The organism is Pseudomaricurvus alcaniphilus (genome assembly GCF_011440395.1).
Lineage (GTDB): Bacteria > Pseudomonadota > Gammaproteobacteria > Pseudomonadales > Cellvibrionaceae > Pseudomaricurvus > Pseudomaricurvus alcaniphilus.
Genome location: NZ_JAAOIX010000008.1, coordinates 152,755 through 167,514, shown reverse-complemented (window position 1 = coordinate 167,514; position 14,760 = coordinate 152,755). Strand labels below are relative to the sequence as shown.

The following is a 14,760-nucleotide window of genomic DNA, read 5'->3' as shown; positions in this document are numbered from 1 at the left end:
ACTGCTTATATAAGTTTAGCCAAATACGCGATTAATTCCCGTGCCAGCTGCGATTTGCTGGCTTGTGGCAGAGTGGTTTCGCCGTCCGCGGTTATTATAGTGACCGCATTCTGGTCGCTATTGAAACCGATGTCTGTGCGGGAGACGTCATTGGCAATGACCGCGTCCAGCTTTTTACGCACCAGCTTGTCCCGGGCGTAGTGAACGACATCACTGGTTTCCGCCGCGAAGCCGACGGTAAAAGGGCGCGGCTCACTGGCGGCAACGGCCGCGACTATGTCCGGGTTCTTGACCAGTTCAATGGTCATGCTGTCGCGTCCGGTCTTCTTGATCTTCTGTTCCGCCACGGTTGCCGGGCGATAGTCGGCAACCGCGGCGGAGGCGATAAACACATCGCAGCCGGCCAGGGCGTCGAGACTGGCCTGGTGCATTTCACGAGCGCTCTCGACATCGATGCGAGTACAGTGTTCAGGGGTTGCCAGGTTGCACGGACCACTGATGATCGTCACTTTGGCACCGGCATCGCGCGCTGCCGCAGCCAGTGCGTAGCCCATTTTGCCGGAGCTGTGATTGCTGATATAACGCACCGGATCGATGGCTTCGCGGGTGGGCCCGGCTGTGATCACCACAGATTTGCCGGCCAGTAGCCCGGTGGCAAAGCGGCCAGCGGTCAAGTGGGCCAGCTCACTGGCTTCCAGCATGCGGCCCGGGCCCACGTCACCACAGGCCTGGGAGCCCTCGGCCGGGCCGAAGCAGACTATGTTGCGACCCGTCAGTTGGGCCAGGTTGGCCTGGGTCGCCGGGCTTTTCCACATGGCCTGGTTCATGGCCGGGGCCAGGCAAATCGGTGCGGCAGTGGCGAGGCAGACGGTGGTCAGCAAATCGTCCCCGGCGCCGTTGACCAGGCGGGCAATAAAGTCGGCGCTGGCCGGGGCCACCAGCAGCAGGTCGGCCCAGCGGGCCAGCTCGATATGCCCCATGCCGGCCTCCGCCTCGGGGTCCAGGAGCTGGGTATGAACCGGATTGCCGGACAGCGCCTGCATGGTCAGCGGGGTAATAAATTGCTGCGCGGCAGCGGTCATAATCACCCTGACCTCGGCGCCCAGGTCCTGCAGGCGGCGCACCAGTTCGGCGCTCTTGTAGGCCGCGATGCCGCCGGTAACGCCCAGTAAAATTTGTTTGTTGGTCAGGGAACTCATGCTTTTTTCCAGCTGGTCGGAATCGGGGTGGGCGCCTAAACTGGCTTTGCCGCAAATACTGTCACAAGGTGAAGGCGGATTATAGGGAATCTTGTCTACGGATCACAGGGAGGAGTGCGCATGAGTATCAGGGATTGGCCGGAGCCGGAGCGGCCGCGGGAGAAATTGCTCAGCCGCGGCGCGGCGGTATTGTCGGACGCGGAGTTACTGGCGATTTTTTTACGCACCGGTTGCAGTGGTAAGTCCGCCGTCGACCTGGCCCGGGATTTACTGCACGAGTTCGGCGGCTTGCGCCAAATTCTCGACTCAGAGCAGGCGGCGTTTTGCGCCGCTCACGGTCTCGGTGCGGCCAAGTATGCCCAGTTGCAGGCAGTGCTGGAGATGGGTCGACGGCACCTGTCCGCGGTAATGGAGCGCGGCGAGGGCTTCTACAGCCCGCAGACGGTGAAGGATTATCTGCTCGCCGAGTTGCGCCACCAGTCTCGGGAAGTGTTCAGCATGTTGCTGCTCGACTCCCAGCACCGCTTGCTGGCTTACCGGGAGCTGTTCCAGGGCACCATCGACGGTGCCAGTGTGCACCCGCGGGAGGTTGTGAAAGCAGCGCTGGCGCACAATGCCGCGGCGGTGATCCTGGCCCACAATCACCCGTCGGGAGTAGCCGAGCCCAGCCAGGCCGATCAGCGCATTACCGAGCGTCTCAAGGAGTCGCTCGGGCTGGTGGATATACGGGTGCTCGACCATATGGTGGTGGGGGATGCCGAGGTGGTCTCCTTTGCCGAACGGGGTCTGATATAGGGCACAGGACCCGGAAGCTTGAATCTGACGCTCCGCTGGAGAAAATTGCGTAAAAAAACGCCAGAAGTTTGCTATTGGGGTAATGTTCTGGTATAAAACGCCGCTCTCCGCGACGGGCTCCGCTAAGCACGGGGTGGCATATCCGGTTTCACCCCGGTTACAGTCGCCGAATTACAGTTTTTCACCGTCGCTGCTGTGCAGTGATGAGCGATCTAAATGAGGCAAGAAAATGTCCAAGGTATGTCAGGTAACCGGTAAGCGTCCGATTACTGGTAACAACGTTTCTCACGCAAAAAACCACACCAAGCGTCGTTTTTTGCCAAATTTACATTCCCACCGTTTCTGGGTTGAATCCGAAAAGCGGTTTGTAAAGCTGCGCGTGTCCTCCAAGGGTATGCGTATTATCGACAAGAAAGGCATTGAAACTGTCTTGACTGAAATCCGCGGCCGCGGCGAAAGCGTTTAAGGAGTCTAACCATGGCAAAAGGTGCACGTGATAAAATCCGCCTCAACTCCAGTGCGGGTACAGGTCATTTCTATACTACTGACAAGAACAAGCGCAACACGCCTGAGAAGATGGAAATGAAGAAGTACGATCCCGTCGCTCGCAAGCACGTGATGTACAAGGAAGGCAAAATCAAGTAGGTGACTGCCTGGTGATTGCCTCCAAAACCCGGCTGCTGCCGGGTTTTTTGTCTCTGCAGCATGGCGCCGCCCGTCATTGCTGCCGGCATTGATCCACTGTCGTGCCTGAGCTGCCCGAAGTTGAGACCACCCGGCGTGGTATAGAGCCCCACGTCCTGCACCGCACTGTTGCGGCGGTGCGGGTGCGCCAGCCAATTTTGCGCTGGCCGGTGCCGGGGCACCTTGTTGCCACCCTTACCGGGCAGCGGTTGCTGGACCTGCAGCGGCGGGGCAAGTACCTGTTATTCCATTTTGCCAGCGGTCACTTGCTTGTGCACCTGGGGATGTCCGGCTCCCTGCGCATCGTTTCGCGGCGCGAGGACCCCGGCTACCACGACCACCTGGACCTGGATTTCGGTGAGCACAGGGTGCTGCGCTATCACGATCCGCGGCGCTTCGGTTCGGTGCTGTGGACGGACCAGCCCTGGCAACAGCACCCGCTGCTGAGCCAACTGGGTCCGGAACCACTGCAGCCGGAGTTCGATGCGGATTATCTCTACCAGCGCTCGCGCCGTCGCAAGCAGGCGGTGAAAACCTTTGTAATGGACAGTAAGGTTGTGGTCGGCGTGGGTAATATCTACGCCAATGAGGCGCTCCACAAGGCGGGAATTCGGCCGACTCGCGCCGCCGGGGCTATCTCCAGGCAGCGCTACCAGCGCCTGGTGGAGGAAATCAAGTCCACTCTGGCCCAGGCTATCGAGCAGGGTGGCACTACCTTGCGCGATTTTGTCGGTGGCGATGGCAAACCGGGTTACTTCAAGCAGCAGCTAACCGTCTACGGGCGTGCAGGTGAGCCTTGCAAGGGCTGTCGGCGACCGCTGCAGGAGTTGCGCCTGGGGCAGCGAGCCACCGTTTACTGCAGTCACTGTCAAACCTAGCCTGGCAGTTTCAGGCAGCGAGGCTTTGGCCTGGCATTTGCGGGGCTGGGGTGTGGTCGCAATATCAGTTGCCGTATTTTTCGTTCAGTTTCTCCATCACCAGTGGGTGGACGAATTTGCTGACGTCGCCGTCCAGTGAGGCGATCTCGCGCACCAGCGATGATGAGATATAAGACAGGTGTTCCGCCGGGGTAAGGAAAATACTCTCCATGCCTTTGGAGAGCGCGCGATTCATATTCGCCAGCTGGAATTCGTATTCGAAGTCGGATACCGCCCGCAATCCGCGCAACACAGCGGTGGCGTTCACCTTTTTGAAAAAGTGTGCCAGCAGGATATCAAAGCCGATCACCTGGACGTTGTTGATGTGGCCCAGCACTTTTTCTGCCAGCTCCACTCGCTCCTCCATGGTGAACAGGGGATTTTTACGGGTATTGGCAGCAATTGCCACGGTGACGGTGTCGAACAGGCGACAGGCTCTCTCCACCAGGTCGACATGGCCGTTGGTGATGGGATCAAAAGTGCCGGGGTAAACCACGTGTTTCATCAGCGTAATCTCACATTTGTGCGGTATTGTCGCGCATTGTCGCATGGTAGCAGGGGCGGGATGTTATACAATTTGGACGAAGAGTACAAAACCCGGGCGTTTTACAGGTAGTCAGCTCCCCCCGGAAACGAGTCGATAGAGCCTTATACATACCTCCCCGGCGCGCTTTTCCCGGTGCAGGTGCCAGCTTTGCGGCACCACGAGGGCGTAGTCGTGGGGCGCTTCTATATAGACCAGGGCGGTGGTGGAGAGCCAGTGCTTCGCTGTCAGCAGTTCGATAACGGGCTGCCAGAGGTCGGCGTCAAAGGGCGGGTCCAGGAACACCAGGTCATAGCGGGCGGGCGGCGTTTGTTGCAGCCACTGCAGGGTGTCGGCCTGGGCCAGTTCGGCATTGTCCGCGGCCAGCAGCGCCAGGTTGGCGGCCAGTTGGCGGGCGGCCTGCGGATTGAGTTCCAGCAGTGTGGCGCTGGCGGCGCCGCGGGACAGAGCTTCCAGCCCCAGGGCCCCGGAGCCACTGAACAGATCCAGGCAGCGAGCTCCTTCTATCTCTCCCAGCAACCAGTTAAACAGGGTTTCGCGGATGCGGTCGCCGGTGGGGCGCAGGCCGGCCACGGGTGCAAACATGAGGCGCCGACTGCGCCATTTACCAGCGATGATGCGCAGTTGGTGCAGCGCCCGCTCGGGCGGTTTGGCGCTGCTTTTGGGGCGGTTTTTACGACCGTTCAAGCGGGACTCCGACTGGGGTAAGTGACGCAGCGCAAAGGGCTGACACGACAAAGGCTGCAAGCGGCCAAGTATGCCGGTAAAATGCTGCGCTTTCAGCATTTGGCTGTATTGTAACGGGATTGAGGTAGGCAGTGACCAGCGAAGCAACTAAATCGACAGCGAGTTCCGGCAGCGGGCCGAATTTCTGGCAGCGTAATTTCCCCACCTTTATTCGCCTGTTCCTGTTCCTGTTCGGCTGGATGGTAGGCCGTCGACCCGAGTCGGAGCAGTCAGCGCCAGTCTCGGCCGAGCGCCAGCCGCCGCCAGGCAATCGTGATGACGGCGAGGTGATGCCCGCGGAAACAGCACCCGCTGAGCCTCAACTCAACCTCTGGGCGCGTATGCAACAGGGGTTGTCGCGCACCAGCAGTAACTTTGCCGAGGGGCTGGGCAACCTGTTCCTGGGTAAAAAGGAAATTGATGAAGAGTTACTGGAAGAAATTGAAACCCAGTTGCTGATGGCCGACGTGGGCTATGAAGCTACCAGCGAAATCATTACCCGCTTGACTGAAGCCTCCGAGCGCAAGCAGCTGGCCGATGCCGATGCTCTCTATGCTGCCTTGAAGCAGGCGCTGGCGGATATGTTGGGTAAAGTGCAGTCACCGCTGCAGTTACCGGCGCAAAAGCCCGCAGTAATTCTGGTGGTTGGGGTCAATGGCGTTGGCAAGACCACCACCATCGGCAAGCTGGCCAATCGCTATCAGCGCGAGGGCAAGAGTGTGCTGTTGGCCGCAGGGGATACCTTCAGGGCGGCCGCAGTGGAGCAACTGCAAATCTGGGGTGAGCGCAATAAGGTACCGGTGGTGGCCCAGCACACCGGCGCCGACAGCGCCTCGGTTATTTTTGACGCCATTGACTCGGCCCGGGCCAAGGGCATTGACCTGGTGATTGCCGATACCGCCGGCCGTTTGCACAACAAGAGTAACCTGATGGAGGAGCTGGCCAAAGTGAAACGGGTCATGGCCAGGCTGGATCCCAGTGCTCCCCATGAAGTACTGCTGGTGCTTGATGCCGGCACTGGCCAGAACGCTATCAGTCAGGCCCAGGAATTTATCGAAGCGGCCGGGGTAACCGGGTTGGTGCTGACCAAACTGGACGGCACCGCCAAGGGTGGGGTTATCTTCGCCCTCAGTCGCAAGTTCAACCTGCCAGTGCGTTTTATCGGCGTCGGTGAGGGGCTTGATGATTTGCAGCCATTTGTCGCAGAGACCTTTGTTAAAGCCTTATTCAACGAGAGTAAGTGATCACTTTTTATGATTCGATTCGACGAGGTCAGCAAGCGCTATCCGGGTGGCTACGAGGCTCTGGACAGGGCCAGTTTTGAGGTGGCAAGGGCCGAGTTTGTGTTCCTGACCGGTCACTCGGGCGCCGGCAAGAGCACCTTGTTGAAATTGATCATGCTGATGGAGCGGGCTTCCCAGGGGCAGGTGCTGGTGGACGGCAAGAATCTGAACCGCCTGTCGGCGCGGCAAATTCCGCAGCTGCGCCGGCGTATCGGCGTGGTGTTTCAAAACCATCAACTGCTGTTTGATCGCAGCGTTTACGACAACGTCGCACTGCCATTGGTGATCGAGGGCTACGCGCCGAAGGAAGCCGCGCGGCGGGTCAGGGCGGCGCTGGACAAGGTCGGTTTGCTCAATAAAGAGAAGCAGAACCCGATTGTGCTATCCGGCGGCGAACAGCAGCGGGTTGGTATTGCCCGGGCTGTGGTCAACAAGCCCAGATTGTTGCTGGCGGATGAACCTACCGGCAACCTCGATCCGGCCCTGTCGGCGGAGATCATGACCCTGTTCAAGCAGTTCAACGACGTCGGCGTTACCGTTTTGATCGCCAGTCACGATGTGGCCCTGATCAGAAAATTGAATAAACGGGTCCTGGGCCTCAACCAGGGTCAATTGGTCCACGATGGAGTATTGGCAAATGCGGCCGCCGGTAAAAACTAAAACCCGGGCTGCTGCGCGACCTGCCACCAGGAGTGAAGCCGGGGCCAGGGCACGCAAGCTGGGGGTCGGCGACCGCTGGCACAGCTACCTGGATCACCACCGCAGCAGCGCCGGTGACAGTCTGCGGCGCCTGCTGGCCACCCCCCTGCAGAGCCTGATGACCTGGATGGTGATTGCGGTGGCGCTGGCACTGCCGGCCACCCTGCTGGTAGGCATGGACAACCTGCGCAGTCTCGGCCAGCGCTGGGACGGTGCGCCCAAATTGAGCGTATTTGTCAGCGCCAATGCCCGGGAGCCGGCGATCACTGACCTGCGCCGGCAGCTGCAGCAAAATCCGCTGTTGGCTGAGGTCACGTTTATTACCCCGGAGCAGGCATTACAGGATTTTGAGCGGGAGTCGGGCATGGGGCAGGCGCTGCGCCTGCTCGATAGCAATCCGCTGCCGGCCACATTCCTGCTGGTGCCGGCACTGTCGGTGCCGCCGCAGGAGTTGATCCAGCTGGGCGACAGCTTGCGCGCCTCAGCGGTGGTGGACGACGTAGTTTTCGACCGCGACTGGGTGGAGCGCCTGCACCGGATCCTGGCCCTCGGCACCCAGCTGGTGTGGGTGCTGGGCGGCCTGCTGGCACTGGGAGTATTGCTGGTAATCGGCAATACCATCCGCCTGGCCATTGAAAGCCGGCGCGATGAAATCATTATTATCAAACTGGTGGGGGGCTCCAATGCCTTCGTGCGGCGCCCCTTCCTGTATACGGGGTTCTGGTACGGCTTTGCCGGGGGCGTTCTCGGGTTGCTGTTGCTGCTGTTGCTGCTGCTGTTACTGGCCGGCCCGGTATCCTCCCTGGCGGCTGCCTATCAAAGCGATTTTCGGCTGCTGGGTCCCGACCTTACAATTGCCCTGCTGATGCTGGGGGGTGGCGCCCTGATGGGCTGGCTGGGGGCCTGGCTTGCGGTCAGCCGCCACCTGGGGGAGATCGAGCCGAGGTAGGTCTCCAGTACTCTGTTGAAATGATCTAACTTGTTGACTTTAAAAGACTTTATCGTCGAGTGCGGAACTTTTGCAAAAGTTGGAAGTCTTACCCGCAGAGTGCTAAACTCTCCGGGTTTAAATTTAACGTCTTGAATAGAGGATGTCGTATGGGAACTAGCTTACAGCCTGCAGGTTTATTGGCGCCGGGGGCTAACCTTAACGCCTACATGCAGACCGTAAACGGTTTTGCGGTTTTGTCAGCGGAAGAAGAAAAGCAGCTGGCGGAAGACCTCTATTACCGCGATGACCTGGAAGCTGCACGGCGCCTGGTACTGGCGCACCTGCGTTTTGTGGTGCATATCGCCAAGAGTTACTCTGGTTATGGACTGGCTCAATCCGATCTTATTCAGGAAGGCAATGTCGGCCTGATGAAGGCGGTCAAGCGCTTTAATCCTGAAAAGGGTGTGCGATTGGTATCCTTTGCCGTGCATTGGATCAAGGCCGAGATGCACGAATTTATCCTGCGCAACTGGCGTATCGTCAAGGTCGCCACCACCAAGGCGCAGCGCAAACTGTTTTTCAATCTGCGCGGTGCCAAAAAGCGTCTGGCCTGGTTGACCAATGATGAAGCCAAAGCCGTTGCCGAAGACCTGAATGTTGATCTCGACCAGGTGCGGGAAATGGAGGGCCGTTTGTCTGCCTACGATGCGGCTTTTGACGCCGGCACAGATGACGATGACGACACCGCCTACCAGGCGCCCGCTTATTACCTGGAGGATCGACGCTACGACCCGGCCACCCAGCTGGAAGATGCAGACTGGGAAGACAGCAATGTCAGCAGCCTGGTAGTTGCGCTGGAAGGGCTGGATGAGCGTTCCAGGGACATCATCCAGCAGCGCTGGTTGAATGAAGAGAACAAGGCCACTCTGCATGACCTCGCTGCCAAGTACGGCGTCTCGGCAGAGCGTATTCGCCAGCTGGAAAAAAACGCCATGAAGAAAGTGCGTGTGGCGATGGAAGCTTAGGAAAAAGATCGACAGGACAGTCTGCAGTGAGGTGCCATCAAGGCGCAAAAGCAAGGTTCGGGGGCTCGACCTAAAGCTCCGATTACTGAATATGCAGTACTAAAAATTCCGTTGTAAAAAGCCGCGTTTACCCGCGGCTTTTTTTTGCCTGCGGCAGGCATGGCGAGCGGCGCCTTGACGGCCGCTGTCTTGATTCGCTGCCTGGTACCGCAGCTAGCCTGTCAATTTTTGACGTGGGGCAATACAATGCCGGCTTTATTGAGTCAGGATAGGACTATGGTCAAACCGTTTGTGGTAATAGCGGCAGTGAGCGGGCTGCTGGCGGTGGTATTGGGAGCCTTCGCCGCCCATGGATTGAAGGGCAAAATAGAGGCGCCGTTGCTGGCAGCGTTTCAAACCGGCGTCCACTACCAGTTCTACCACACCCTGGCGCTCTTGCTGCTGGCATTGTTGTCGCTGCATCTACCCCAGTCCGGGGCGCTCTACTGGAGCGGCTGGGCGTTTATCGCCGGCATAGTTTTATTTTCTGGCAGCCTCTACGGTTTGGCCCTCGGTGGCCCGAGCTGGCTGGGCCCGATAACTCCGCTGGGCGGTTTGAGTTTTATACTCGGCTGGCTCTTGCTGCTGTTGGGCAGTTGGCGCTTAACGGATGTCTAGTCCAATCGTGGAGAGAGAAGCAAAGACGATGAATGATACCCTGGACTTCAAGCCGGAATTCAAAAAAAAGGCCATTCGCAGCTATGTGATCCGCGGCGGTCGCATTACCGCGGCGCAGAAAAAGGCCTTCGATCTCTACTGGCCGGACTATGGCTTGAGCCTGTTCGATGGTCCTCTGGATATTGCCACCTGTTTTGGTCGCGAGGCGCCAGTGGTACTGGAAATTGGTTTTGGCATGGGGGATTCGCTGCTGCATATGGCGCGCAACGAACCCGAGAAAGACTTTATTGGCATCGAAGTCCACCCGCCGGGAGTTGGCTGCCTGATTAATAACGCGGGCAAAGAAGGGTTGAGAAATCTGCGTATCTATATGGCTGACGCCCTGGATGTACTGCACGATTGTATCGCCGACGCCAGCCTGGATCGCTTCCAGCTGTATTTCCCGGATCCATGGCATAAGAAAAAGCACAATAAGCGCCGCATCGTTCAGTTACCATTCATTGCTGCCTTGCATAATAAGCTCAAACCTTCGGGTATCATACACATGGCAACCGACTGGGAAGCTTACGCAGAACATATGATGGAAGTGTTGACCCTGTCGCCGGGGCTGGTCAACGTCGCCGGGGAATACCTGTTTGCACCGCGGCCAGACTATCGGCCGATCACAAAATTTGAAAAGCGTGGTGAAAAGCTCGGGCACGGTGTCTGGGACCTGGTTTTTCAAGTCCAGCGCTGACACCTTTTGTCGTGTAAAGCCGCAACATAAGGGTTTTCTAATTAATTTTTTTGTGCGTTAATCCACTTGTGAACGGCGACAGCACCTTGAGGTGCCGTGTAAAGCTGCAGTTCAGCGATGAAATTTTTCAAGCTGGCTTAATGTAATATTGGGGACAATTCATGTTGGCGCGATATCTGTTGTTGACGATACTGGTGGTGGGGCTTGCCGGTTGCGCAAAGACCTATTACAGCGCCATGGAGACCATAGGCTTTCACAAGCGGGATATTCTTGTCGACCGAATTGATGATGTCAAAGAGGCGCAGCTTGACGTCAAGGAGCAGTTTGCCTCAGCGCTGGAACGGTTTTCCCACGAACTCAATTTTGACGGCGGTGAGCTGGAAAAAACCTACAAGATCATCAGCGAGGAATACGAAGCCAGCCAGGAGCGCGCGGATAAATTAAGCGCTCGGATCGAGAGCGTGAACGAGGTGGCGGAAGCCCTGTTTGACGAGTGGGAAGATGAACTGGATGAGTACACCAGCAGCAGTTTGCGTCGTGACAGTGCCGCGCAGCTGAAGGACACTCGGCGGCGCTATCAAACCATGTTGACGGTTATGCGTCGCACAGAGCGGAAAATGGCCCCGGTCCTGGATACCCTGCGGGATCAATCCTTGTACCTGAAACACAACCTTAATGCCCGCGCCATTGCCTCTCTTAAAAACGAGTTTGGGAGTTTAAAGAAAGATATTAATTTGCTTATCAAAGATGTAGAAGCTTCAATCGCCGCGGCAGAGTCGTTTATGGCGACCCTCAGGCAGTGAAGGGATTTCAACAGAACTCGCCTGCGCGAGTGCAATTAACTAAAAAAGAAAAAACAGCAAGGAGAAGTACCATGAAAACTACATTCAACAAGTTGGCCGCTGCCATCGGTGTAAGTTGTTTGATAGCCGCTCCCACCGTGCTCGCCGAAGGTTCAAAATTTGAATTGAACGGCGCCGTGGGCCACTACCTTTTTGATGATGATCGTCGCTTGACCGATGAGCCATTCTGGGGTCTGGGGGTAGGTTACGCCATCGACCCCACCTGGACCGTCGAAGCCTGGTGGACGAAAGCTAATTCATCGTTCTTTGGCGTTGATGTAAATCCGGAAGAAATGCGCCTTGATGCGCTCTATCACCTGGAAGAGCAGAACGGACTTACCCCGTATTTCGTCGCCGGTATTGGCGATGTGACCTACGACGTGAAGAACAGTGCTGACCCCCACGAGACCCGTATCAACCTGGGTGTGGGCTTGAAGAAGGCGCTGACTGATCACCTCAACTTGCGCGGCGACGTGCGCATGTTTAACAGCCTTGACGAAGAGATGACCGATTTCGGTATCCAGTTGGGCCTCAACTACGCCTTCGGCAAGGCCACCCCCAAGTTTATCGACAGCGATGGCGACGGTGTTGAAGACGGCGCTGACGCCTGCCCCAACACTCCGGCCGGTGCCAGTGTTAACGCCCAGGGTTGTCCGCTGGATAGCGATGGCGACGGCGTCTACGACTACAAGGACAAGTGCCCCAACACGGCCAGAAACCTGAAAGTTGATGCCAGCGGTTGTCCGGTGAAGCTGACCAAGGCCGTATCCATCGAGCTGAAAGTGAACTTTGACAACAACAGCGCCGTGGTCAAGCCTGAGTACCTGGCGGAAATCAAGCGTGTATCTGACTTTATGCGCCAGTACGCCAACACTGTAGTGGAAATCCAGGGTCACACCGACAGCAGTGGTGCCGCTGACTACAACATGCAGTTGTCCCAGCGTCGTGCCGAAGCTGTTGCCAAGAAACTGGTGAGCGAGTTTGGTGTTCCGGCCGGTCGTGTGACTGCCAAGGGTTATGGCAAGAACATGCCAGTAGCCAGCAACTCCACCAAGGAAGGCCGTGCTGCCAACCGTCGGGTTGTTGCTCAAGTCCAGACCAAGGTAGAGACCATGCAAACTCGTTAATCCGTCAGCGGGTTGATGGTTAAACCAAAGCCGCTCACGCAAGTGGGCGGCTTTTTACTTTTCCGGTGTAACAACTATTCCAGAGGTAAGGGAGTGACGACTGCCAGGCCGTCCACGTCGAAGTGATGCAGTTCGTAAAAACCAAAAAAGTATTCAAAAAACCCTGGCGTTCAGGTTTCATTCAGAGAGGTTCTGCATAATAGGCACCAATCTTCTGGATACAATCAGTAACCCCCATGTAAAACCCACATCTAATAACAACCTGTCACATACCTGGGTCATCAGCTGCCAACGAAATGCGCTTGATGGGGCCAGAAAAAAGAATCTTTCTTTATTTAACTGTTTAGAAGCTTCAATCGCTCTGGAGGCGTCGTGCTTAACGACACCCGGGCGGTGAAAGGAAAACCGTAATTCGCTCAGGCGAAAAATTTTATCACTATGAAAATTGTAAGGAGAAGTTTCATGAAAACTCAATTTAACAAGTTGGCCGCTGCTATCGGTATAAGTTGTCTGGTAGCCGTTCCGACCGTGTTCGCCGAAGGTTCAAAAATCGAATTGAACGGCGCCGTGGGCCATTACCTGTTTGATGATGATCGTCGCTTGACTGACGAGCCATTCTGGGGTCTGGGTGTAGGTTACGCCATCGACCCGAACTGGACCGTTGAAGCCTGGTGGACGAAAGCAAACTCATCGTACTTTGGCGTTGATGTAAATCCGGAAGAAATGCGCCTTGACGCTCTCTATCACCTGGACGAGCAGAATGGCATTACCCCGTATTTCGTCGCCGGTATTGGTGATGTGACTTACGACGTGAAGAACAGTGCTGATCCACACGAGACCCGCATTAACCTGGGTGTAGGCTTGAAGAAGTCACTGACTGATCACCTGAACTTTCGCGGCGACGTGCGTATGTTTAACAGCCTTGACGAGGAGCAGACCGATTTCGGTATCCAGTTGGGCCTGAACTACGCCTTCGGCAAGGCCACCCCCAAGTTTATCGACAGCGATGGCGATGGTGTTGAAGACGGCGCTGATGCCTGCCCCAACACGCCGGCCGGTGCCAGTGTTAACGCCCAGGGTTGTCCTTTGGATAGCGATGGCGACGGCGTCTTCGATTACAGGGACAAGTGCCCCAACACCGCCAAGAACCTGAAAGTCGATGCCGATGGCTGTCCGATCAAGTTGACCAAGGCCGTATCCATCGAGCTGAAAGTGAACTTTGACAACAACAGTGCTGTGGTCAAGCCTGAGTACCTGGCGGAAATCAAGCGTGTGTCTGACTTTATGCGTCAGTACGCCAACACTGTAGTGGAAATCCAGGGTCACACCGACAGCAGTGGTGCCGCTGACTACAACATGCAGTTGTCCCAGCGTCGTGCCGAAGCTGTTGCCAAGAAACTGGTGAGCGAGTTTGGTGTTCCGGCCAACCGTGTGACTGCCAAGGGTTATGGCAAGAACATGCCAGTAGCCAGCAACTCCACCAAGGAAGGACGTGCTGCCAACCGTCGGGTTGTTGCTCAAGTCCAGACCAAGGTAGAGACCATGCAAACTCGTTAATCCGCCAGCGGGTTAACGGTTAAATAAAAGCCGCTCACGCAAGTGAGCGGCTTTTTATTGCTTGGTACTTTGACTGCCCAGGTATTCATAAACGCCGTTGTAAGGCGGAGCAAGGCGGTTGGTCGCACCGCCTAATTGACCACCAGGATGTCCATATCCAGTTGATCCAGCACTTTCTCCGCGGTGTTCCCCAGCAGCGCGGCGCGCAAGCCACGGCGGGCAACCGTGCCGATGATCAGCGCATCGGCGCGCAGCTCGCTGGCCATTTCAATGATCACGTCCCGTGGATTGCCCTTCTTTATATGCACCCGCTCTGGGTCGACGCCGAAGCGCGCGCCGACAGCGGCTTCATTGGACAGCTCGTCATCGTCGTCCTGCAAGAGCTGCAGCGCGTCCGCGGCGTCGGACCTGTGTTCCAGCGCCGCGATGATGTGCAGTTGTGACTGGGTTGCCTGTGCCAGGCGCTGCGCCTCTTTCATGATGGCGCTGTTCAAGGTCTCGTGCTCCCCGTCGTTGGCGTCGAGGGCCAGTGCTGCCACCAGGGTTTGCTCCATCCAGGGGGCACTGTCCTTGACCAGCAGGGTGGCGCAGGGCGACTTGCGCAAGAGGGTGTAGTCCGACGACTTCTTCAACTGTCGCTGCAGGCGACTGTGGTACATGGAGGATTTGATCACCAAATCTGCACCCACCCGGACGCAAGCGCGGACCACCGACTCTTGCCAGTCCTGGTTCCAGTAGGCTTCTGTGGTCACTTCCAGGCCTTCGGCGCGCAAAGGGGCTGCCAGGGCTTCCAGGGCCTCCCTGTTTTCCTGCAGCAGAGTATGTTTGGCCGCCTTGCGCGAGCTGAACTCCCCGATATCTTCCAAATAATCACAGCAAAATAAATGCAAGCGCCCGCAGCTGTCCACGGCGATTTGCTCGGCTCGCTTCAGGGCTTTTTGTTCGCTGGTGGTGGGGTCGATCACGACCAAGAGGGTTGCTGACACCATAACCTGACTCCTGTGGTAAGTTGTCACAGTACTTCGTCAATATGTCACA

17 protein-coding genes are annotated in these 14,760 nt (G+C 57.1%); 13 read left to right on the top strand and 4 right to left on the bottom strand.

Going from position 1 to position 14,760, the window contains the following annotated elements:
• Nucleotides 1-5: 5 nt before the first annotated feature.
• A complete protein-coding gene (coaBC, locus tag G8764_RS15835) occupies nt 6-1,199 on the bottom strand; it encodes a bifunctional phosphopantothenoylcysteine decarboxylase/phosphopantothenate--cysteine ligase CoaBC (RefSeq protein WP_166165639.1) in 1,194 nt (397 codons plus the stop codon).
• Nucleotides 1,200-1,319: 120 nt separating this feature from the next.
• Here coaBC and radC point away from each other — a divergent pair, with 120 nt between their 5' ends.
• The 4 genes from radC to mutM all read left to right on the top strand — a co-directional run bounded on the left by radC (nt 1,320) and on the right by mutM (nt 3,556).
• Entirely contained in the window at nt 1,320-1,994 is a 675-nt protein-coding gene (gene radC / locus G8764_RS15830) for a RadC family protein (protein WP_166165638.1), read from the top strand.
• 229 nt (nt 1,995-2,223) lie between these two features.
• A complete protein-coding gene (gene rpmB, locus G8764_RS15825; protein ID WP_166165637.1) occupies nt 2,224-2,460 on the top strand; it encodes a 50S ribosomal protein L28 in 237 nt (78 codons plus the stop codon).
• A gap of 11 nt (nt 2,461-2,471) precedes the next feature.
• Nucleotides 2,472-2,639: a 50S ribosomal protein L33 gene (gene rpmG / locus G8764_RS15820; RefSeq protein ID WP_166165636.1), complete on the top strand. Its 168-nt coding sequence runs from the start codon at nt 2,472-2,474 to the stop codon at nt 2,637-2,639.
• A 101-nt stretch (nt 2,640-2,740) separates the two neighbouring features.
• Nucleotides 2,741-3,556, top strand: a complete 816-nt coding sequence (gene mutM / locus G8764_RS15815) for a bifunctional DNA-formamidopyrimidine glycosylase/DNA-(apurinic or apyrimidinic site) lyase (RefSeq protein WP_166165635.1) — start codon at nt 2,741-2,743, stop codon at nt 3,554-3,556.
• A gap of 64 nt (nt 3,557-3,620) precedes the next feature.
• On the opposite strand, the gene coaD is transcribed toward mutM, so the two are convergent.
• Nucleotides 3,621-4,100, bottom strand: coding sequence for a pantetheine-phosphate adenylyltransferase (gene coaD, locus G8764_RS15810; protein ID WP_166165634.1), 480 nt, complete (start codon nt 4,098-4,100; stop codon nt 3,621-3,623).
• Between the two features lie 111 nt (nt 4,101-4,211).
• Nucleotides 4,212-4,826 carry a 16S rRNA (guanine(966)-N(2))-methyltransferase RsmD gene (rsmD, locus tag G8764_RS15805; protein WP_243748838.1) on the bottom strand — a complete coding sequence of 205 codons (615 nt, stop codon included), beginning with the start codon at nt 4,824-4,826 and terminating at the stop codon, nt 4,212-4,214.
• Nucleotides 4,827-5,155: 329 nt separating this feature from the next.
• Between rsmD and ftsY the strand changes: the two genes are divergently transcribed.
• The 9 genes from ftsY (at nt 5,156) to G8764_RS15760 (ending at nt 13,722) form a co-directional block, all read left to right on the top strand.
• Complete coding sequence (gene ftsY, locus G8764_RS15800; RefSeq protein WP_243748847.1) at nt 5,156-6,109, top strand: signal recognition particle-docking protein FtsY; 954 nt, start codon at nt 5,156-5,158, stop codon at nt 6,107-6,109.
• A 9-nt stretch (nt 6,110-6,118) separates the two neighbouring features.
• The gene (gene ftsE / locus G8764_RS15795) at nt 6,119-6,808 is read left to right on the top strand and encodes a cell division ATP-binding protein FtsE (protein ID WP_166165632.1); all 690 of its coding nucleotides are present in this window, start codon (nt 6,119-6,121) and stop codon (nt 6,806-6,808) included.
• The gene (gene ftsX / locus G8764_RS15790; protein ID WP_166165631.1) at nt 6,786-7,796 is read left to right on the top strand and encodes a permease-like cell division protein FtsX; all 1,011 of its coding nucleotides are present in this window, start codon (nt 6,786-6,788) and stop codon (nt 7,794-7,796) included. The genes ftsE and ftsX overlap by 23 nt, the downstream gene beginning before the upstream one ends.
• A 149-nt stretch (nt 7,797-7,945) precedes the next feature.
• The gene (gene rpoH, locus G8764_RS15785) at nt 7,946-8,803 is read left to right on the top strand and encodes an RNA polymerase sigma factor RpoH (protein WP_166165630.1); all 858 of its coding nucleotides are present in this window, start codon (nt 7,946-7,948) and stop codon (nt 8,801-8,803) included.
• 276 nt (nt 8,804-9,079) lie between these two features.
• The gene (locus G8764_RS15780) at nt 9,080-9,460 is read left to right on the top strand and encodes a DUF423 domain-containing protein (RefSeq protein WP_166165629.1); all 381 of its coding nucleotides are present in this window, start codon (nt 9,080-9,082) and stop codon (nt 9,458-9,460) included.
• A gap of 28 nt (nt 9,461-9,488) precedes the next feature.
• Nucleotides 9,489-10,196: a tRNA (guanosine(46)-N7)-methyltransferase TrmB gene (gene trmB / locus G8764_RS15775; RefSeq protein WP_166165628.1), complete on the top strand. Its 708-nt coding sequence runs from the start codon at nt 9,489-9,491 to the stop codon at nt 10,194-10,196.
• A gap of 161 nt (nt 10,197-10,357) precedes the next feature.
• A complete protein-coding gene (locus tag G8764_RS15770; protein ID WP_166165627.1) occupies nt 10,358-10,999 on the top strand; it encodes a DUF2959 domain-containing protein in 642 nt (213 codons plus the stop codon).
• Nucleotides 11,000-11,070: 71 nt separating this feature from the next.
• Nucleotides 11,071-12,165 carry an OmpA family protein gene (locus tag G8764_RS15765; RefSeq protein ID WP_166165626.1) on the top strand — a complete coding sequence of 365 codons (1,095 nt, stop codon included), beginning with the start codon at nt 11,071-11,073 and terminating at the stop codon, nt 12,163-12,165.
• Between the two features lie 462 nt (nt 12,166-12,627).
• On the top strand, nt 12,628-13,722 hold the full coding sequence (locus G8764_RS15760) for an OmpA family protein (RefSeq protein ID WP_166165625.1): 1,095 nt from the start codon (nt 12,628-12,630) through the stop codon (nt 13,720-13,722).
• Between the two features lie 131 nt (nt 13,723-13,853).
• Here the strand turns inward: G8764_RS15760 and G8764_RS15755 are convergent, their stop codons facing one another.
• Nucleotides 13,854-14,711 (bottom strand): universal stress protein, encoded by an 858-nt coding sequence (locus G8764_RS15755; RefSeq protein WP_166165624.1) that lies wholly within the window; start codon nt 14,709-14,711, stop codon nt 13,854-13,856.
• Nucleotides 14,712-14,760: the final 49 nt, after the last annotated feature.